Annotated in this window: 13 protein-coding genes; 9 read left to right on the top strand and 4 right to left on the bottom strand. The window is 48.5% G+C overall.

From position 1 onward, the window contains the following. Nucleotides 1-2: 2 nt before the first annotated feature. Complete coding sequence (locus tag T500_RS0105050) at nucleotides 3-1,838, bottom strand: sensor histidine kinase (RefSeq protein ID WP_028907209.1); 1,836 nt, start codon at nucleotides 1,836-1,838, stop codon at nucleotides 3-5. A gap of 161 nt (nucleotides 1,839-1,999) precedes the next feature. Here T500_RS0105050 and T500_RS0105045 point away from each other — a divergent pair, with 161 nt between their 5' ends. Together T500_RS0105045 and T500_RS0105040 are read left to right on the top strand one after the other, a co-directional pair. Then, entirely contained in the window at nucleotides 2,000-4,009 is a 2,010-nt protein-coding gene (locus T500_RS0105045; RefSeq protein WP_028907208.1) for an alpha-L-arabinofuranosidase C-terminal domain-containing protein, read from the top strand. 164 nt (nucleotides 4,010-4,173) lie between these two features. After that, the gene (locus T500_RS0105040) at nucleotides 4,174-5,148 is read left to right on the top strand and encodes a hypothetical protein (protein ID WP_028907207.1); all 975 of its coding nucleotides are present in this window, start codon (nucleotides 4,174-4,176) and stop codon (nucleotides 5,146-5,148) included. 3 nt (nucleotides 5,149-5,151) lie between these two features. On the opposite strand, the gene T500_RS0105035 is transcribed toward T500_RS0105040, so the two are convergent. Beyond that, entirely contained in the window at nucleotides 5,152-5,997 is an 846-nt protein-coding gene (locus T500_RS0105035) for a hypothetical protein (protein WP_028907206.1), read from the bottom strand. 121 nt (nucleotides 5,998-6,118) lie between these two features. Here T500_RS0105035 and T500_RS0105030 point away from each other — a divergent pair, with 121 nt between their 5' ends. The 6 genes from T500_RS0105030 to T500_RS16310 all read left to right on the top strand — a co-directional run bounded on the left by T500_RS0105030 (nucleotide 6,119) and on the right by T500_RS16310 (nucleotide 16,475). Then, nucleotides 6,119-8,455, top strand: coding sequence for a mechanosensitive ion channel domain-containing protein (locus T500_RS0105030; protein WP_051611882.1), 2,337 nt, complete (start codon nucleotides 6,119-6,121; stop codon nucleotides 8,453-8,455). A 97-nt stretch (nucleotides 8,456-8,552) separates the two neighbouring features. Continuing rightward, on the top strand, nucleotides 8,553-9,317 hold the full coding sequence (gene kdsA, locus T500_RS16865) for a 3-deoxy-8-phosphooctulonate synthase (RefSeq protein ID WP_028907204.1): 765 nt from the start codon (nucleotides 8,553-8,555) through the stop codon (nucleotides 9,315-9,317). Between the two features lie 9 nt (nucleotides 9,318-9,326). Then, nucleotides 9,327-10,277: an SIS domain-containing protein gene (locus T500_RS16860; protein WP_028907203.1), complete on the top strand. Its 951-nt coding sequence runs from the start codon at nucleotides 9,327-9,329 to the stop codon at nucleotides 10,275-10,277. Nucleotides 10,278-10,299: 22 nt separating this feature from the next. Beyond that, the gene (locus tag T500_RS0105015; RefSeq protein ID WP_080694800.1) at nucleotides 10,300-14,082 is read left to right on the top strand and encodes an AraC family transcriptional regulator; all 3,783 of its coding nucleotides are present in this window, start codon (nucleotides 10,300-10,302) and stop codon (nucleotides 14,080-14,082) included. Next, nucleotides 14,079-15,314 (top strand): phospholipase D-like domain-containing protein, encoded by a 1,236-nt coding sequence (locus T500_RS0105010; protein WP_028907201.1) that lies wholly within the window; start codon nucleotides 14,079-14,081, stop codon nucleotides 15,312-15,314. Before T500_RS0105015 ends, T500_RS0105010 begins: the two co-directional genes overlap by 4 nt. 6 nt (nucleotides 15,315-15,320) lie before the next feature. Continuing rightward, a complete protein-coding gene (locus T500_RS16310; RefSeq protein ID WP_051611881.1) occupies nucleotides 15,321-16,475 on the top strand; it encodes an acyltransferase family protein in 1,155 nt (384 codons plus the stop codon). Here the strand turns inward: T500_RS16310 and T500_RS0105000 are convergent. Further along, nucleotides 16,420-18,609 (bottom strand): tetratricopeptide repeat protein, encoded by a 2,190-nt coding sequence (locus T500_RS0105000; RefSeq protein WP_155267438.1) that lies wholly within the window; start codon nucleotides 18,607-18,609, stop codon nucleotides 16,420-16,422. The genes T500_RS16310 and T500_RS0105000 overlap by 56 nt on opposite strands. 3 nt (nucleotides 18,610-18,612) lie before the next feature. Further along, complete coding sequence (locus T500_RS0104995) at nucleotides 18,613-19,533, bottom strand: ABC transporter substrate-binding protein (RefSeq protein ID WP_028907199.1); 921 nt, start codon at nucleotides 19,531-19,533, stop codon at nucleotides 18,613-18,615. 75 nt (nucleotides 19,534-19,608) lie between these two features. On the opposite strand from T500_RS0104995, the gene radA reads away from it, so the two are divergent. Next, complete coding sequence (gene radA / locus T500_RS0104990; protein ID WP_028907198.1) at nucleotides 19,609-21,009, top strand: DNA repair protein RadA; 1,401 nt, start codon at nucleotides 19,609-19,611, stop codon at nucleotides 21,007-21,009. The last annotated feature ends 30 nt before the right edge of the window (nucleotides 21,010-21,039 follow it).

Genomic DNA, 21,039 nt, shown 5'->3' with positions numbered 1-21,039 from the left:
AACTAATTATTTGTTTTAAGTTTAATTGGCAAACTGAGTGTAAAGGTGGTTCCAGCCGCAGAAGTCTGATTGAGCACAAGCGTGCCACCTAACTTGGCCACGGTTTCGTGGCAGTAGGCCAGTCCCAGTCCTAATCCTTCCTTAAATTCATCTACCTTGGTAAAGCGGTTGAAGATGGTACCGATCTTATCAGACGGAATACCACAACCGGTATCCTCGACGGTGAAGTGGAAGTAGTTCTTGTCTTTACTGAGGGTAAGACGGATATAACCGTCGTCGGTAAACTTAACAGAGTTCTCCAGGATGTTACCCAACATCTGTAGCAAGCTGTCGCTGTTGGTAGTAAGCGTCTTGCTGTGCCCTTCGGCCAGATCTACCAGTTCCAGGCTCACACGGTCGGGATTAACTGGTGGCATGGCACTCAAGGCCTTGTGACAGATATCAAGGGCATCGGTTTCCTCTGCATCCTTCAGCAGGTCCTTAGTATGCTCGTTGGCCAAAGCCAGCATCTTGTTTACCAACGATGTAATCTGGCGGGTATTCTTACCGATGGTGTCGGCCAGACTCTGACGCTCTTCGGGCTCAAACTCGGCATTGGGCTCCATCAGCACCTGTGTGAAGCCATTGATGATATTGAGCGGGGTACGTATCTCGTGACTTACGCTACGGATAAACTCGGTTTTCATCTCATCGGCAGCAGCCACCTGCTTATAAGCACGCTTCAGTTCCTTGTTCTTGGTGAGCAGCATCTCCTGGAAACGGCGACGTCCATAGATTGACAAAGCCAGTGCAACAATCAGCATCAAGGCCAGCACCATGGCAATCACCAATACAATGTTCATGATACGGGCTGCTTTCTGCTTCTGGTTCAACAGGAACATCTCCTCTTCCTGATTCTGGATGTTCTCGGCAATAATCACACCTGTGATAGAGTCGCGGGTATGCATCAGCTCACGCTGCATCATGAAAGCCTTATCCGTTTCGCCTAAATAGGTATAGATATCGCAACTTACCATATAGCGCTCTTTCAGGTTGGGCAGGGTCTCAACCTCGGCTAAGGCTGCCTGTGTATTGCCATTGAGCAGCGTTTGATAGATACGGGCATAAGGCAGGAAGATGTCGCCCTGAGGATTGGTGTTCTTGGCATCCGACTGCTCGGCCAGGGTGATATACTTATGGAAATCGGCGTACCTGTGCTTTTTAAACATCACAATGGCCTTCATGGCATAGGCATCGGCCAGTCCACGCCAGTAGTCCTTCTGATCCTTATTGTGTGCCAGCTCCTCTAAGTCCTTATCAAGCCATCTCAGCGTTTCATCGCTATTGTTATTTAGCTGTATATGCGCCATACCCAAGTACAGGAAGCTCAGTCCGTCCTTCTCGTACTTAGTACCTTTAATCAGCTCGATGGCCTTCTCAAACTCTTTCAGGGCACCAGGAATATTACCACAGGCATTATACACATGACCTAACATCTTGGGCGCCAGATACTGCTCGTCCTTAGCCACATCATACCTACGTACCAAGTCGTCCTTCATGGTGTTGGCAATATGGTAGGCATCATGAATATTCATACGGTCGAGATTGTACATCACACCGCATACCCACGAGTCGTAATAGCCGGTATTGTCCTTACATTCTATACAATGAGCCTGATAAGCCCAGCACGCAGCATACACCTTATGTGAGTCGTCCTGAGAGCAGGCGCCCCACATCGCATCGCGCAGCTTTTTGTGCTTAGCTGTGTCGTTACAGAAATCTGTCTGAGACACCGCAGGCAACGTAACCAACAGTGTAACAATACAGAAGATATATTTAGCCCAATGGTTCAAAGTCATTCTAAATAGGTTTATTTGGAAAATCCTCCGCAAAAGTAACGTTTTTCTGCGAAATCGCCAAACTTTTTCGGGCATAAAATGTTATTTTTCGTATAAACTACACTAATATCAGAATTTTTATGTATTTTTGTGCCCGCTGACAACTAATTACAAAACGCGATATGAAACATTTATCAACAATCCTGCTGCTTGCAGCCAGTATGAGTGCTGGAGCGCAGACTCACGTTCTCGACGTGAACACCAAGAAACTAGGGGCACCCGTACAGCCCACTATGTACGGTATCTTTTTCGAGGATATCAACTATGCAGCTGATGGCGGACTGTATGCCGAGCTTGTGATGAACCGCTCGTTTGAGTACCCCAACCACTTTGCTGGATGGGATGTATCGGGCAACGTTACCATCAAGGACGACGGTCCCTTTGAGCGTAATCCTCACTACGTACGCATGGCGCCTACAGGTCATGGCGACAAGCACTCGATGATTGAGAATCGCGGATTCTTCGGCATGGGTGTCAAGGGCGGTCAGGAGTACCGTTTCTCAGTTTGGGCACGTGTACCCGATGGTGGTAAGGCCAAGCTGTGGATCGACCTGGTTGACAACGCCACAATGGGCGAAGACCAGAAGCTGTGTAACGCTGGCGTAGAGGTTAGCGGTAGCGAGTGGAAGAAGTACACAGCCACACTGAAGCCAAAGACCACCTTTGATAAAGCGCACCTGCGCGTATGGGCAGATAGTAAGGTAACTACCGATGTAGAGCATGTAAGCCTGTTCCCAACCGACACTTGGAAGGGTCGTGAGAACGGCATGCGTAAGGATCTGGCTCAGGCTCTGTTCGATATGCACCCAGGCGTATTCCGTTTCCCTGGAGGCTGTATTGTTGAGGGTACCGACCTAGCTACACGCTACCAGTGGAAGAACACTGTTGGTCCCGTTGAGAACCGACCACTGAACGAGAACCGCTGGCACTATACATTCACTAACCGTTACTTCCCTGATTACTATCAGAGTTACGGTCTGGGATTCTTTGAGTTCTTCCAGCTTTGCGAGGACTTTGGTTCAGAGGCACTGCCAGTCATCTCATGCGGACTCTCTTGTCAGTTCCAGAACCCTGATCCTACCAAGCCAGGTGTACACGTAGCACTCGAAGATCTGGAGCCATATATCCAGGATGCACTCGACCTGATTGAGTTCGCTAACGGTCCTGCCGACAGCAAATGGGGTAAGGTACGCGCCGAGATGGGCCATCCAGAGCCATTCAACCTGAAGTACCTGGGTGTAGGTAACGAGCAGTGGGACTACGACGAGGCACATGGCGGCTTTGGTCCTGTGTTCACTGCACGCCTGAAGAAGTTCAGCGATGCTATCCGTAAGAAGTATCCAAGCATCAAGCTCATCGGTACCACAGGTCCTAACTCTGAGGGTTGGGATTTCGACCTGCTGCAGCCTCGTATGAAGGAGCTGAAGGTAGACCTGTACGACGAGCACTACTATCGCAACGAGGAGTGGTTCCTGAGTCACGGACTGCGTTACGACTCATACGACCGAAAGGGTCCAAAGGTATTCGCTGGCGAGTATGCCTGTCATGGCAGCAACAAGCACAAGTGGAACCACTACTACACCTCACTGTTAGAGGCTGCCCACATGACTGGTATCGAGCGTAATGCCGACATCGTTCACATGGCTACCTATGCCCCACTCTTTGCACACGTTGAGGGTTGGCAGTGGCGTCCAGATGCCATCTGGTACGACAACCTGCGCATGTTCAAGTCGGTTAGCTACTATGTTCAGCAACTCTATGCCATCAACAAGGGTACCAACGTACTGAAGCTGACAATGGACAAGAAGCCAGTAGCAGGTCAGCCTGGTCAGGACGGTTTGTTTGCATCGAGCGTATGGGATGCTGCCACAGGAGAGGTGATTGTGAAGGTGGTTAACACTGGCGATCAGGCACAGCCCGTTAGCATTCAGCTGCAGGGCATCAAGGGCGCACGTACAGCCAATACCATCACACTCTGCCACGATGGTATGGACGACGAGAACACCCTGGATCAGCCTGAGAAGATCATCCCTCAGCCAGGCACATGTCAGGTAGAGGCAGGCAAGCAGGCAGCAGTTATCAACGACAATCTGCCAGCTAAGAGCTTCCGCATTTACAAGATTAAAAAGTAATCAAGTATATCGCTACATCATCAAGAGTCCCGCTTAACAGCGGGATTCTTTTTTATATATACGGGCGCGCGTTCAGTTAAATATTCTAAAATAGTCATGTTACATACAGAAAATTAGTAATAAAATATGTAATTTTGCAGGTTGAAAACATGTTATATCACTTTATGGAGAAAAAAGAAATCATCAGTATTTGCACTAAAGTAGTGGCTGGAATCTTTGTTACTATCGGCATTTTTGCTGTAGTTCCTATGATTATGCTGGCCATGGACATTATCGGTGTAAGAATGGCTCCAGAGGGAATGGAGCTGCCATTCACATTCAAGAAACTTGGACTTGACGCAATGGAAGCCAGTAACCCAGTTGTACTGACAACTTACGTTATCACCTTGGCTACAACATTGCTGGCTGCTATCTATGCCCTGCTGCACGCTATCGGCAGAGCTACATTCAACATTGCACCCATGAAGCGTATTGAGCAGATTGCAGTAGGCGCCATCTTCGTGGTATCACTCTGCGTATTGCTGCCTACTACCAAGCGTATTCTCGATGCTACCGAGAAGGCTCTGGCACCTCAGGACGAGGATCGCAACACCTATATGGGCACACAGATGGACGAGTTTAGCAAGAACTACCTGATTAAGAACGGTTGGACACTGGTTAAGCACGAGCACTGTAACGACAACTACGTACGTAAGGGCGAGTACTACACAGGCGATACCGAGCACGCATATCTGGACGCTTGGAACCCTGCAGGACAGCAGGTTTACCACGCAGAGAAGCGCATGCCAGTTGAGCCAGGTACATACCGCGTAATCTGTAGCGCACGTGCCGAGGGTAACGGCTGTTACATCTTTGCTACTACAACCAGCAAGAAGAGCGGACTGAAACTGGTTGAGGTTCCTCACTATGGCAACAGTGGTGGTGAACTGTGGGAGAATGCTCCTGAGGGTTCAGACATCAAGGAGGCCAACAATGGCGAGGGCTTTGGCTGGAGCAAGGTGGTAGTTACCATCGAGGTGAAGGACGATGATACACTGGTATTTGGTGTGACAACCGATAAGAGCTTCACTGGTAAAGCCTACAACTCAAAGTGGTTCTCAGCAGCCGACTTCGAGGTTGAGCGCCTGAACATGAACTAATGATTAAGAGTCCTGATGATAGGTTATCAAACCTTCTAAGGGACTCTTTAATATAGTACCCACATGATAGCCTAGTGTTTGCAGCACTAGGCTTAATTGTGTCTGATAGTACCAAGCAATACTGCCTACAAACGATACAGGCAGTTCAGGACGGCCGTAACGCGACAGATGCAGGTTTACAAAATCGCTGAAGGCGCTGTAAACCATCTCACGGATACCGTCATCGTCAAGATGACGATGGATAAACTCAGAGAACGAAGCCAGAAAACGATTAGGCTGTGGCTGACGGTAAACCTTATCAATAATATCCGACAATTTGAGTTTTGTTTCCTGTTCAAAAATCATACGCATACGTTGCGACAGAACACCTGTATAGATATCGTGAATCAAATGTTTACCTAACACAGCTCCACTACCCTCATCGCCAATAATATAACCCAGAGCGGGGGTATTATGAACAATCTTACGACCATCGTAAACACACGAGTTAGCACCTGTTCCAAGAATACATGCAACACCTGAAGTACGACCGCACAAAGCACGGGCTGCGCCTAACATATCGCTATGAGCCTCGATGGTTTGAGCCGCAGGAAATGCCTCACGCAACAAACCTGTTACACGTTCCTCAACCTCAGGACGCACACCACTACCATAAAAATATACATCAGTAATCTCTACACCACCCAACTGTGGAAGCAAGTCACGCACAAGCACCTGACGGAACTCGTCGTCTGACATATGGAATGGATTCAGACCCACGGTATGGGCCTCAACAGGTTGAATAGAGTTATCGGCATTAATACAAACCCAATCGGTCTTTGTACTGCCACTATCGGCTATCAGTTTCATAACTAAGTAATGTTAAAGCATTCATTTTGGTGCAAAAGTAACAAAAAATTTGGAGAACATGCAGAAAATAAAGAAAAAAAGAGTAATTTTGCAAGCAGAATAAAAAGAACTTTAGCTGATTATGAAAAGATTATTGGTATTTTGTATATTCGCATTAGCCATCGTTTCAGAGGCTGGCGCAGTACTGAAGGAGAAGGATCTGGAACAGACGTTGGGTATTCTTCGTACAGAACTAAAGCAATACAACAACGAACTGGACCGACGTTCGACAGCACGCAGGGATCGCGCCAAACGACTGATACAGCAGCTGATGGGCACCATGAAGCGAGCCGACCAGAACGCGCTGATGCTGTACTCGCAGCAGCAGGATAATGTGTTCGACCTGACTTATGCCTGTCATGAGGCCACACAGCAGTATCGCGACTTTCATAGACAGCAACTGCCTTTTACCAGTTTCCTGGAGAAAACCGAGGGTGAGATTGTCAGATACGACAGTCTGATAAACCATCTGCAAGGTATCCCTACACGCATTATGACCAAATATGGTACTAGCAATCGCGACTCTTGTCTGGTGCTGGCCCTGAGCATCCGCGAGAAACTGGAGGTGAATGCCAATATACTACGTCGAAACATCTATCTGTACACAAAAGCCGAAAACCGTTTGAGCGAACTGAACGAGTACGCTCAGAAACGCTATTCAGACATTCAGCAAAGCATTTTCATAAATGGAGGCGACAGCTACCCCACCCTGCTACAGAACTTAGGTCGCCGTTGGCAACAGATGACCGACAACATACAGAAAAAGTACAGCTTTAATGCCAATGCCAACTCGCAATGGAGTCCGCAGTGGATATTCGGTATGTTCCTTGGTATCGTGTTCTACGTCATCGTATCTATCATACTCAACCTACTGTTCTTCAAGTTCATACTCCCCAACAAGGTAAAGACCGAGGAGTTCAAGAAAAAACGCGCATGCATTATCATGGCTACCACTACGGTAACCTTTGCCATCATACAAGGACTGGTGATTAACAACTCTAACCAGAACTTCCTGATTATGGCCTCTGGCCTGTTGGTAGAATACTCGTGGCTGCTGGGCGTTGTATTGTTCTCGCTGTTGCTGCGTGTGAAAGGCGACCAGATAAAAAGCGCCTTCCGTATCTACGCACCATTGATTGCCGTTGGATTCGTGGTTATCGGATGTCGCATCATCCTGATTCCTAACGAGCTGGTAAACCTGGTACTACCTCCCATCCTGCTACTGTGTGCCATGTGGCAATGGTTGGTAATACGTCGCCACAATCAGAATATTCCACGTAGCGACATCTTCTACACCTACGTATCGCTCATCGTGTTCGTGGCTTCGGTAGTATGCTCGATGATAGGTTACACACTGTTTGCCGTACAGCTTATCATCTGGTGGATCATGCAGCTCACATGTATCCTTACCATCACCTGTATCAGTCGTTACCTGGAGATATACGCTAAGCGTAAACGTCTGACCGACAAGCCCATAACGCAGACATGGTGGTACTATCTGGTTGAGAAAGTTGCTATGCCCGTGCTAGGTGTACACTCCATCCTGCTGAGTATCTACTGGGCTGCCAAGGTGTTCAACCTCACGGATATGTGTGTGAGAATATTCATGTATCCTGTTATCGACACGCCTAACCTGCAGATATCGCTAGTAAAACTGATTATGGTGATTAACTCGTGGTTCCTGTTCCGTTACGTATCCAAGACAATTTTGGCATTCCTGAAGATGCACTACCAGATAAGCGATCCTTCGACAGCCGCCAGCAAGGAGGTGATGGGACGCAACGTGATACAGGTGCTGGTATGGGGCGCCTGGCTGATGTTCTCGCTATCGCTGCTTAATATCAGTATCTACTGGATGCTTGCTTTGGGAGGCGGCTTATCAACAGGTATCGGTTTCGCCTCGAAAGATATCATCGAGAATATCTACTATGGCGCCTCGCTGATGGCAGGACGCATAAAAGTGGGCGACTGGATTGATGTAGATGGTACCATGGGTAAAGTAGTATCAATCAGCTACACATCTACAGTGATAGAATCAATCCAGGGCGAGGTGATTACCTTCCAGAACGCTCAGCTGTTCACAAAGAACTACAAGAACCTGACGCGTAATCATGGTTATGTGCTCACTACCATCCCATTCGGTGTGGCCTACGGCTCGAATCTGAAAGAGGTGACCAACTTGGTTGAAGCGGCTGTAAACGCCATGCACAACCAGTATATCGACCCTGAGAAACAAGCTAAATGTGTGGCTACCGAAATGGCCGACTCGAGCGTGAACTTCAAGCTGGCTATCTGGGCCGAGGCTCCTAAGCGTACCTACGTGATCAGCGAGGTGCTGAAGTGCGTTTACGACACGCTGAACGAGCATCATATCTCGATTCCATTCCCACAGCACGATGTACACTTAATCAACGGGTAAAAAGTTGTAATTTCCGCATAATCCGCTGGCAAAACTAAAATTATTAATAAATAATTTGGCGGATTTAGAGAAAATGCGTATTTTTGCAGCATAAATTATGAGCAAAATGACAACTATCATAGCAGGACCTTGCGTTATCGAGTCGGCTGAACTGCTCGACACGGTAGCGCAGGAATTGGTGAGTATCAATAAAACACATGGTACCGACATCATCTTCAAAGCCTCGTTCGACAAGGCTAACCGTACATCGATTACCTCATTCCGTGGCCCAGGTATCGACCGTGGACTGCAGATGCTGGCAGATATCAAGTCGAAGTACGGATTGCGCATTCTGACAGATATACACGAGAGCTGGCAGGCTAAGCCCGTTGGCGAAGTTTGCGACGTGATTCAGATACCGGCATTTCTGTGTCGACAGACCGATTTGATTGTTGCTGCAGCCAAGACTGGTGCTGTAGTAAACATCAAGAAAGCCCAGTTCCTTTCGGGTAAGGACATGGTTTACCCTGTAGGCAAGGCCAAGGATGCTGGTGCCAAGGAGGTATGGCTTACTGAGCGTGGCAACATGATGGGCTATAACAACCTGGTGGTTGACTTCCGTAACATCCCCGACATGCTGGAGATTGTGCCAACGGTTATCATGGACTGTACACATAGTGTTCAGCGCCCTGGTGGCAGCGATGGCAAGACAGGTGGCGACCGTCGTTTTGTACCACAGATGGCATTGGCCGCAAAGGCTTTTGGTGCTACAGGTTACTTCTTCGAGGTACACCCTACTCCCGATCAAGGCCTCAGCGATGCCGCCAACATGTTAGAGCTCGCCAACTTCGAGCCCCTGGTAAAGAAGCTGATTGAAGATTAAAGGATTAAAATGAAGACTACAAGAGATATCGCAATACAATGTATTAAGGACGAGGCGGAGGCAGTGCTGAGTCTGATTCCACAGCTTGACGAGAACTTCGATAAGGCTGTAGAGCTGATTCTGAACTGCAAAGGCAAGGTGATTGTAACAGGCGTGGGCAAGAGCGGCCATATCGGTGCCAAGATCGCTGCCACCCTATCGAGCACAGGCACTCCATCGTTCTTTACTAACCCTTTGGACGTATTCCACGGCGACTTAGGTGTGATGACCCAGGACGACGTGGTTCTGGCTATATCAAACTCAGGCCAGACGGATGAACTGTTACGTTTCATCCCCATGGTGCTGCACATGCAGATACCTATCATCGGCATGAGTGGCAACCCCAAATCGTTGTTGGCCAAATACTCTACCTATCACCTGAACGTGCAGGTAGAGAAAGAGGCTTGTCCGTTGAATCTGGCTCCTACCAGCAGTACTACAGCCCAGTTAACAATGGGCGATGCGCTGGCCATAGCCTTGATGGAGAAGCGTAACTTCCAGCCACGCGACTTTGCTCAGTTCCACCCTGGTGGCGAGCTTGGTAAGCGTCTGCTGACAACAGCACAGGATGTGATGCGTACAGAGGATATGCCTGTATTGCCACCAGAGATGCATCTGGGCGAGGCCATCATCTTAGTGAGCAAGGCCAAGTTAGGTCTGGGCATCGCGATGGTAAACAACGAGATTGTTGGTCTGATTACCGATGGCGACATTCGTCGTGCTATGGAGAAATGGCAGGCCCAGTTCTTCGACCGTACCGTAAGCGACATTATGACACGTACCCCAAAGATGGTAAAACCTGAGACAAAGATAACAGAGATTCAACGAATCATGAACCAATACAAGGTACACTCAGTACTTGTTACCGATGGCGAGAACCACCTGTTAGGAGTGGTTGACCATTACTCGTGCATGATTTAGTGAAGAGTGAACAGTGAACGATATGAAGACTATAAAGAAAATACTAATCGCCTTAATGCTCATCATTCCGCTTGGAGTGGTGGCTGCCTATCTGTTTAAGACACTGGAAGCCCGCGATGGACTGACATCCAGTCAGGTAAACTGCATATTAAAGGACTCTCGAGGTTACATGTGGTTTGGTACCCCAGCAGGCTTGTACCGCTTCGACGGATATACCTTCCGCAACTTCCAGAGCGACTCACAGAACGGTAGCTCGCTGAGCGATAGCTATATCAACTCTATCCAGGAAACACTCGATGGCAACCTGCTCATCGAAACAGCCTCAGGCTACTGTATCTACCACCCACAGACAGAGAGCTTTGAGCGCGATATGAAGCAAGCCTTTGCACGTATGGGTATCGAGACCATCCCATCGGTAGTATATGTAGATAAGCACAAGAATCTTTGGGGAGCCATTCCTAACAAGGGTGTGGTATGTTATAACCAGCAGCAGCAAACACTGCACGAGTTTGGTTATACCGACGATGCGAAAGGTGTGCCACAAGGCGTAGTTTGCTCAATCAGCGAATGTAAGGAGGGCGCCCTGATTGTTTACGACGATGGTAAGATAGCCTGCTGTGATGTGATGCACCAGCAGAGCACTCTTTGGGTAAAAGAGGGAATCCCTGCACTGAGGGATCATCGAACAAAATCGCTGCGTGCCTACGCTGATGTGAATGATAACATCTGGTTGTACGGACAGGGTACTCTGGTGATGTACGACAAGCAGAAAGACTCTTGGGACTACACCATGGGCGAGAAGCTGGGTGTAACAGGTCTGGGGGTGGATCGTAACATCAACGGCATGGCAAGTAGTGCCGGTAGCATATGGGTTGGTAGCGACCAGTTAGGACTGATTCGCTTTGATCCCAAGACTTTCGAGTATCAGGAGGTTCAGCCTAAGAACATTAACGAGCAGCAATGGGTAAAAGACCATACCAGTATTCAGAGTCTGTATATGGACGATACTGGTTTGCTGTGGGTAGGAACCGAGAAATCGGGTGTGGCCTATACCGGTAAGTATATCTACCGCTTTGGCTCTGACCTGATGGGCGATGTAACTGCTATGGCACAACATCCCAATGGCACCATCTGGTACGGAACTAGCGACCGAGGTGTGATTGGTTTCGATGGCAAGTTGGCCAGTCTGAAGGTGTCGTGCATGAGCAACACACCCGATGGAAGTATATGGATTGGTTCGAAGCGTAACGGACTCACACGTATCAAGGATGGCGTATCAACCATCTATTCGGTATCGAAGGACAGTGTTCGTACCATTATCGACGACCATATCAATGCCCTGACATGCGATAAGATTGGTAACCTGTGGATAGCCACTAATGGTGGTCTGCAGGTGTATAACCCACGTATGAACTCGTTCTCAAGTTACACACGCGAGAACGGTAAGTTGAGCACCAACAGCATTACCAGCTTGTTCTACAAGCAGGATGCCAATGCCAACAACCTGTTAGTGGGTACTAGCGAGGGACTGATTATCCTGAACCTCTCGACAACCGAAAAGAAGGTTCTGACAGGTAACAGCACCAACCTGAAGAGCTTTACCAACAACTACATTACACAGATATTCCAGGATTCGCGTGGACTGATCTGGGTTGGTACTCGCGAGGGTCTGAACATACTGAACTTAGAAACGGATGAGCTCGACTATCTGACCGAGAAGCAGGGCTTATGCAATAATAACATCTGCGGTATTGCCGAGGACAAGAACCACTGCATCTGGGTAACCACAAGTCGTGGTGTGAGCCGCATTGTAATACAGCGTAACCACGAGGATGGTGTGAACAACTACGGTTTGTACAACTACAGCACAGCCGATGGTTTGCAGAGCAACGAGTTTAATACCGGTGCTATCCTTACCAAACAGGATGGCGATGTATTGCTGGGCGGACTGTATGGTGTGAACTGGGTACTGCACAGAGATGGTGCCGAGAAGGAGGACCTGCCACGTGTGATGCTCACCCAGCTGTTTATTGGCGAAGAAGAGATTATCACCGGTCATGAGTATCATGGCAAGGTAATACTTACTCAGGCCCTGAACGAAACCAGCCGTATCGATCTGGCTCACAACCAGAACACCTTCACTATCAAGTTTGCTGCTGGTAACTACAACCAGAGCGAGCGTCTTCAGTTTATGTACTGGATGGAAGGTCGCGACGAGGACTGGCACCATGGTGATGCTCTGTCGCATGGTGTAAATTTCAACAACCTGTCGGCTGGCAAATACTATCTGCACGTAAAAGCTATCAACGCCGAGGGCGCAGTAAGTAACCAGGAACGAGTGCTTGAAATCAATGTAGAGCGCCACTTCCTGCTGTCGTGGTGGATGATAACAGCCTATCTGATTGTGCTGGCAGTAATCATCTATTTCTGGCGCATAGGTTTCAATCAGCTTAAAGCCATCAAGCACCGTAAGGAGGCTGTGATTAAGGAACTGCAACTGCAGCGCGAGGAGATTAAGGCTGCGAGCGACGACTTGCGACAGCCTATGGCCCGTATGACATCTATCATCGGTAACCTGTCGGAGAAAGAGAAGACGCTTGAGGAGAAGGAGCAGCTGAATGCCTTGCACTCACAGATGCTGCAGATTATCACCCGAGTGGCTGATATGCAGATGAACCTGGAGCACCCAGAGGAACGCGCTAAGAATATGGTTCAGGACCGTCTGACCATCAACAGCAAGGGTGAGATTGAGTTGCCAGAGATTGCCAGCGACGTTCTGACATCAGAATCAACTCTCTCACGTGCTACTATCGACTCGCCTACCTCGAAGTTCACGGTTATCATGATTGATGACAACGAGGAGTTCCTGGAGTTTGCTGGTGCACGACTGAGATTTGTTTATAACTTCCACGTTTATAACGACATTGAGAAAGCTGCCGAGGATCTGGAGCAGATTAAGTGCGACCTGGTAGTTTGTAAGCAGGATATGTTTGGTATGACTGGTAGCGACCTCTGTAACCAGTTGAAGACCAACTACGCTACTCAGAACATGAAGTTTATCCTGATGACCGACAGCGTACTGACACCTCAGGATATGCGTTCGAAGAATATCACCCTGAGTGCCGATGACTATCTGGCCAAGCCATTCAACATGCAGGAGGCCACGATGCGATTCAACAAGGTACTGGGATTGGGTGCCGTACAGATGGACAGCAACCTGATTGAGGGTGCAGAGACCCGACGTCTGGAAGGACAAAGCAGCAGTATGACAACCGCTACCGAGACAATGGATGCTGGCGAGATAAGCGCCACCGCACTGGCTGAGGTCAGCGCCGACGACCCCATGAACAAGGTTGATACTGCAGTGGTTAAGAACCCACGCAGTCAGGTGGCAACCAACAACCTGCCTGAGGGTATCAAGGGCATCGACGACGAAGAGGAAGGTGGCGGTAACGACTTCTCGATGATGGATGCCATGGACCGTCAGCTGCTGAAGAACATTGAGCAATACGTATTACAGAATATGAGCCGCGGACAGATTAGTCTGGAAGAGATGGCCAATGCCATGGGAATGGGACGTGTACCTTTCTTCCACCGTGTACGCAGCCTTACAAGCAAAACACCAGCAGAGCTCGTCAGAGACATGCGACTGAAACACGCCTGCATTCTGCTGAAGCGCACAAATATTAACATGAGTGAGTTGGCGTCGAACATTGGATTTATGACTGCCGAGAACTTCATCAATATCTTCAAGGAAAAGTTCGGCATGACGCCACTCGAATACAGATTGAAACATCGTAAATGATATTAAGTAAACATCATCAGACAGGAATAGCCATCATGCTATTCCTGCTGATTTCTCTGATTGGAAAAGCTCAGACAAGCGACTCGCTGATAGTGAGCCAAATGAAAACTGTTGGTATTAACTTCTACCCACATAACGAGGTACAACTGATTATGTCGGGTAAGGATAAGTTCGACCTTTTGTTCGAGGATATCCGACAGGCCAAGAGCTGTGTACACCTTGAGTATTTTAATTTTCGCAACGACTCGATAGCCTCGCTGCTGTTCGACATACTGCGCGAGAAGCGCAAACAGGGTGTTGAGGTACGTGCGCTGTTCGACGGGTTTGGTAACGACTCGAACAACCAGCCACTGAAGAAGCACCACATCAAGAGTCTGCGTGCCGACAGCATCGACATCCACGAGTACGACCCTGTACGTTTTCCCTGGGTAAACCACATCTGGCCTCGTGATCACCGAAAGATAGTAGTGATCGACGGACGTATCGCCTATACGGGGGGTATGAACGTGGCCGATTATTACATTGTGGGCACCAAGCAGGTTGGCGAATGGCGCGATATGCATTGCCGCATTGAGGGACCTGTAGTTAACGAACTGCAGGACATCTTTGCCCGTATCTGGCAGAAGGTTACCAAGGAGCAGCTGAACGATTCAAAATACTATCAAGGTAAGGACAAAGGCGACAAGATGGTTGGTATCGCTAATCGCGAGCCAAACAAAACCAATAAGATCATGCGCCAGTTCTACATCTCGGCGCTGGACGACGCACAGGATTCCATCCAGATTATCAACCCCTACTTTACACTCACACCATCTGTGAAAAAGGCTATTCACCGTGCCATCAAGCGTGGTGTTAAGGTTGATATCCTTGTATCGGCCAAGAGCGATATTCCCTTAACGCCCGATGCCGTATTTTACAACGTACACAAGCTGATGAAGAAGGGGGCCAACATCTGGCTGTATCAGCCCGGATTCCACCACTCTAAGATTATGATGGTGGATGGTCGGTTCTGCACCGTGGGCAGTACCAATCTGGATGCACGCAGTTTGCGATACGACTACGAGGTGAATGCGCTGATTATTAACAAGCAGGTAACCAAGGAATTGCAGGATATGTTTATACGCGACACCAAGAAAAGCGTGCTGTTAACGCCCGACGAGTGGAACAAGTTCCGTACAGGCTGGCAGAAGTTCCGTGGCTGGTTTGCCCAATTATTTACCCCATTTATGTAAGCACTCATGAACAGAAACACCGTCATATCTATTGCAAAAGGTTTAGCCATCATCCTGATGGTGATAGCTCATGCCGAGGCTCCAGGCTGGCTGTGCCGATTCATCTTCGAGTTTCACATGCCGCTGTTCTTTATCACCGCAGGCTACTTCTTCTCGTTGAAGTACCTGAACGATGAAGCCACGTTTGTAAAAAAGCGCGTAAAGGGTCTTTATATCCCGTTTGTTAAGTGGAGCGTATTCTTCCTGCTTATCCATAATCTGATGTTCAAGATTGGTATCCTGAACGAGATGTATGGCAATGAGATGGGCGGTGTTACCCACCCTTACAGCTGGCACCAGATGCAGCAGAACCTATGGACTATCTTTACCTCGATGGCAGGATACGATGCATTCCTATGTGGTGCATTCTGGTTCTTCCGTGGGTTGTTTGTAGCCAGTATCTTATACCTTATTATATATAAGGTGCTCGACAGCACGATATCATCAGTACGTTACAAAAAGGCCATCCCCTACCTCATCTGCGCCATCATGCTGTTGCTATGCGGCTGGAAAACCTATGAGGGACTGAGGGTGCTGACGCTGATACAGGGCGGTTATCGCGATATGATGGGTTGTTTCTTCTTTGGATGTGGATTTATTTTCCGACAATATGCCGAGAGTTATCAGGCAGCTATCAAGCGCTACTATGCCATCTTCTGGACCACTATTGTGTTTGGCATCGTTGTGTATCTGTTCTCATACTACCTTACAGCCAACATGAACTGGCGCTCTACCTACACCCAGTTCTTGTCGCTGCCTGTACCAGCCATTCTGGGATTCCTGATGATGTACAACATCAGTATGCTGCTGGACAAGAAAGAAAACTGGCTGAAACGATTTCTGGTATATACAGGCGACCACACGCTGAATATCTTCATCTTCCACATTGTAGCCTACAAGGTGGTTAGCTTGATAAAGATATGGTACTACAGCTTGGATATACGTCAGATAGGTTGCCACATGGTGATACACCACAACTCGCAACATGATGCATTCTGGGTGCTCTACACCATTGCTGGTGTAGGCTTACCATTACTGGGCACATGGCTATCTGAAAAGTGGCAGACTAAGCGTTGTAAACGTCAACCAGATCTACCATCATCCTCATCTCACGCTCAGTAATACCTTTTTGCATGAGTAGTTCGTGCTCTTTGTAAATCATATCGCAAACAGCACTCCAACGATCCTCCTTGGGTTTGGAAACTGTAGCGACATGACGGAAACAGGCGGCGGCATCGTCGATATTACCTGTAAACCACAAATAGAACCCATAGTTGATGGTATCGATATCATTAGGTTCTTCCTGTTTATTCAGCTGATCGTACAGGCGCTCTGCCTGTTCGTACTTGCCGTTGCCAGTAAGTGCCCAAGCCAACACACGTACTACATCCAGATTATCGGCATCCTCGTAGTTCAAACGGAACAGAATCTGTTCGGCCTCATCAAAACGATACAGGTTGGTAAGACAGATGGCTTTGTTAAGCTGATATGATTTCTTATCGGCATTTATCTCCAGCAACTGGTAATAGGCATCAAGTGCTTTCTCGTAATCCATACGTTTAAACCAGATTCGGGCCAAGCCTAATAAGGCACGTTCGCTCTGAGGATTCAGCTCAAGGGCCTTGCGATAGCTATCCTCGGCTTTATCACCCAGATAGCCCTTCAGCATATAGTAATCGTAGTCATGATACTTCTCCTCAAACCAATTATCCATCAATCCTTTGGCATAATACTTATGGTTACGTTTAATCAGGAAAGCAACAACCTCCTTAAAATAAGCCTGTATATCGGTATTATCGAATGCTGTTCGGGTAATAAACATGCTCTGGAACGAATCCTTCTCAAACACGTTCTTAAACTCGTTACGAAGCGGATTAAGGCGGAAGAAACGGAACATGTCTTGCAGATAGATACGACGTATATAGGCAGGTGTGCTCATCTCTTCGCTTCCTAACTTCTGATACATCACGGCCTCGCCACGATCCAGCATCTGACGTACATTTTCGGGAATACCATTCAACACAGTCTCGAAGGCCAGCAAGAACGAGTACTTATCGCTATTGCAGAACGGACCAAACTCAAGAATGCCCGACAGGAACTTAACGTTGCCATACTTATCCCAAGTCTGTGCTACGCCTGGATGATCGGTAAAGAATGGTGTAAACCAGTTAGATATCTCGTTGAAGAACGGATATCGCTTCATCTGCGAGAAACCACCAAAGTACACATCACTACCCTGCTTCTGCATGTCGATCATACGGTGGAAGGTGTTCTCAAGCTTTTCAAACTCCTGCTCTTCGGCATCAGGGTGCAGAATATCATTCAGGATACTATCTTCGTCCTGTTCCTGTTCTTCTCTGTGCTGCATCTTCTGCTGATTTTTGAGCAGTTCAGGCATAATCTCCTTCTCGATGGTATTACGGTCCTCATCGGCACTCAGGCAATAGAAGAATTGCTCCTGCAGTTCAATCAGTTCCTTCATGCAGTCAGGGTTCTGTACGGTTTGCTCTACCAGCGTTCGCATCTCAGGGAAGAGGAATTCCTCTAACTCGTTATCGAGCGAGAACACCCAACCAAACAGGGCTCGCTGGCGCACATACTCATCGGCCGACTGCTGGTATACATGGATGAGCGTACGGAACTTAACCATATCGTAGCAGTTCATCGAGGCTAACGTGATGGCACTTACAATGAGCTGCTGGTCGGCAGAATCAACGGTGGGCGACAACAACAGCTGCTCGATGGCCTCACCCTGTCCGTCGGTCCATAAGTCGGCAGTCAGTATGTGGGCAAAAAGTTCGGTCATCAGCTGGGTGTGCTGCTGATACAGCGTTTTGCGGCGTTCCTTTACGGTGTGAGGAGGCTCCAGTTCCAGTAGGGCTACATCCGACACGAACTGCTCCAACTGCTCGCGAACCACCTGTACCGACCAGTCGCGCGGACTCAGATGCGCTTTCATAAAGAGCGATGCCATCAGGGGCGATTGAAGCACGCGGGCATTGGTCATCACGTTGGCATAAAGCACATACATACGGTGCAACAGCTTATGGTAAAGCTGTGGCAGCTCTGGGTCTTTGTATCCTTTGCGCCAATAGTCGATCATCATCTGATAATCGGTTTTGATGGCAAACAATCGGTCGGAATTTATCTGGTGCGGATGGGCAGCCAGATAATTCTCCATATCCTTGATAGCGCACATCAGGTCCTTTCCCTCGAGTGCACCCAATACGTTATTTAAAGTATCGTCTCTAAACATGTGTTACTTCTTCTTTTTTTCAAGCCAGTTCTTAGCGCGGTCGATGTCTTTTTGTCGTGGTGCCTGATAGGTAAACTTCAGCGAATCAGGCAAGGCATTGATGGCCTGAGGTGTTAAGCCGTAGTACTTCTTCAGAATCTCCTTGTAGTGTGTTACACCAAAGTGGTTAATCGAGTCGCAAGCCTGCTTGTAACCCTTCATAAACACCTCCATCTGATGCTGGCGGGTCTTATCGTCCATATTCTTGGTGCGGAACACAAGGGTGCCCATCTGTATATCCTCCTTACGGGTATCGAGCAGCACGTGGTGCTTCTTCAGCAAGGCCTGACTGGCCTGTGGCTCAGTAAGCAACATGGCATCCATCTCATTGTTCTCAAGCATTTTTAAGCGGACGTTCACATCGTTAATCTGTATGCGGAACACACGCTCTGGGGCCAACTTGGCACTATCCACAGCCAAATCGCCCAACAGGTCGGTAACCGAATAGCGGGTCATGGCCAGCATCTTATCGTCGAGATGCTTAAAGTTGGTGATACGCAACTGGCGCTGACTCAGCATCAGCCAATAGGCATTGGTAGCAGCAGCATATCGCAGGGGTGTGCCCTCCTTTATCATCTTCTCGGCACGTACCAAGTCGGTAATCGCACCTTCGGCACGACCACGAATCAGGGCTGTATCAATGTCCATCTGGGCGGTATATCGTTTCAGTCGGATGTCAACGGCTGTATCAAACATCTGGCGCTCTTTGGCCACGAACACAGGCAGACAATCCAATGTGGGCATGACGGCTATCTTAAGTGCAGCCGAATCCTCACGCCACAACTTCAAACGCTGCTCACGCGAGAGGCGTTTGGTTTCTTCGTACGACTGCCCGCAAGCTGCGAGCATAACGAGAGCTATGAATGCTAAAACTAATTTCTTCATAATCGAGTGCAAAGGTACTGATTTTTTGAAAAAAAGCTTCTTTTTTTTGCTTTTTTTATTACCTTTGCACACATTATGGCAAAAGATAAGATAGCATACGTTTGTTCCAACTGCGGACAGGAATCGCCAAAGTGGATTGGCAAGTGCCCTGCCTGCGGACAATGGAACACGTTTAAGGAAATTAAAGTAGCTCCAAGTTCTACCCCTAAAACGGCTGCTGCAAGGGGTGGTCTAAGCGCGGGCGCATCAGCCCAGTCGTCGGCATTGCATGCAGGTAAGGTACTCCGATTGCGCGACATCAGCTCGAAGGACGACCCACGTATCGACATGCATGATGCCGAACTGAACCGTGTGCTTGGTGGCGGATTGGTGCCTGGCAGTATCGTGCTGCTGGGTGGCGAGCCTGGTATCGGTAAATCTACCCTATCACTGCAAACAATGCTGAACATGCCCGAGAAGAAGATTCTATACGTGAGCGGTGAGGAAAGCGCCCATCAGCTAAAGATGCGTGCAGAGCGACTGGGGGGCAGCAATGATAATTTCCTGCTTCTTACTGAGAACTCGCTCGAAACTATCTTCGACCATATTAAAGAGGTGCAGCCCGAACTGATTGTCATCGACTCGATACAAACCATCTCTACCGAGGATGTTGAGTCGAGTGCAGGCTCTATCGCACAGGTGCGTGAGTGTGCCTCAGCCCTACTCCGTTTTGCCAAAACCAGCGGTGTACCTGTAATCCTGATTGGTCATATCACCAAAGAGGGCACCTTGGCCGGTCCTAAAATTCTGGAGCACATTGTAGATACAGTTATCCAGTTCGAGGGCGACCAGCACTATATGTACCGCATTCTGCGTAGCATCAAGAACCGCTTTGGTTCTACAGCCGAGCTGGGCATCTACGAGATGTTGCAGAACGGTTTGCGACAGGTATCGAACCCATCGGAGTTGCTGCTTACACAGGATCGCGACGGTCTTTCGGGCATCGCCATCACATCGGCCATCGAGGGCATTCGTCCGTTCTTGGTCGAGACGCAGGCCCTTGTTTCAACAGCCGCCTACGGTACCCCTCAGCGTTCGGCTACAGGCTTTGATCAGCGCCGACTGAACATGCTTCTGGCAGTGCTCGAAAAACGCGTGGGCTTTAAGCTGGCACAGAAGGATGTGTTTGTGAACATTGCTGGCGGACTGCGTGTTACCGACTTGGCGATGGACCTGAGTGTAATTGCAGCTGTGCTCTCATCCAATGTCGACACACCTATCGAGTCAGGTTGGTGTATGGCAGGCGAGGTTGGACTGAGTGGCGAGGTACGCCCCATCAACCGTATTGAGCAGCGAATAGCCGAGGCCGAGAAGCTCGGATTTACCGATATGATTATCCCAAAATACAACCTTCAGGGCTTCGATAAGAATAAATATTCAATCCGTTTGCACCCTGTAAGAAAGGTAGAAGAAGCGCTGCGTGCATTGTTTGGCTGATATTTGCAAACTCAGCCTTACATTATCAAT

This window comes from Xylanibacter ruminicola Ga6B6 (assembly GCF_000687715.1).
GTDB classification, from domain to species: Bacteria; Bacteroidota; Bacteroidia; order Bacteroidales; family Bacteroidaceae; genus Prevotella; species Prevotella ruminicola_B.
This window is presented reverse-complemented; position numbering and strand designations above follow the sequence as displayed.

Coding starts and splice junctions, on each gene's coding strand:
- T500_RS0105050 (WP_028907209.1), bottom strand. CDS start 1,838: ATGACTTTGAACCATTGGGCTAAATATATCTTCTGTATTGTTACACTG.
- T500_RS0105045 (WP_028907208.1), top strand. CDS start 2,000: ATGAAACATTTATCAACAATCCTGCTGCTTGCAGCCAGTATGAGTGCT.
- T500_RS0105040 (WP_028907207.1), top strand. CDS start 4,174: ATGGAGAAAAAAGAAATCATCAGTATTTGCACTAAAGTAGTGGCTGGA.
- T500_RS0105035 (WP_028907206.1), bottom strand. CDS start 5,997: ATGAAACTGATAGCCGATAGTGGCAGTACAAAGACCGATTGGGTTTGT.
- T500_RS0105030 (WP_051611882.1), top strand. CDS start 6,119: ATGAAAAGATTATTGGTATTTTGTATATTCGCATTAGCCATCGTTTCA.
- kdsA (WP_028907204.1), top strand. CDS start 8,553: ATGAGCAAAATGACAACTATCATAGCAGGACCTTGCGTTATCGAGTCG.
- T500_RS16860 (WP_028907203.1), top strand. CDS start 9,327: ATGAAGACTACAAGAGATATCGCAATACAATGTATTAAGGACGAGGCG.
- T500_RS0105015 (WP_080694800.1), top strand. CDS start 10,300: ATGAAGACTATAAAGAAAATACTAATCGCCTTAATGCTCATCATTCCG.
- T500_RS0105010 (WP_028907201.1), top strand. CDS start 14,079: ATGATATTAAGTAAACATCATCAGACAGGAATAGCCATCATGCTATTC.
- T500_RS16310 (WP_051611881.1), top strand. CDS start 15,321: ATGAACAGAAACACCGTCATATCTATTGCAAAAGGTTTAGCCATCATC.
- T500_RS0105000 (WP_155267438.1), bottom strand. CDS start 18,609: ATGTTTAGAGACGATACTTTAAATAACGTATTGGGTGCACTCGAGGGA.
- T500_RS0104995 (WP_028907199.1), bottom strand. CDS start 19,533: ATGAAGAAATTAGTTTTAGCATTCATAGCTCTCGTTATGCTCGCAGCT.
- radA (WP_028907198.1), top strand. CDS start 19,609: ATGGCAAAAGATAAGATAGCATACGTTTGTTCCAACTGCGGACAGGAA.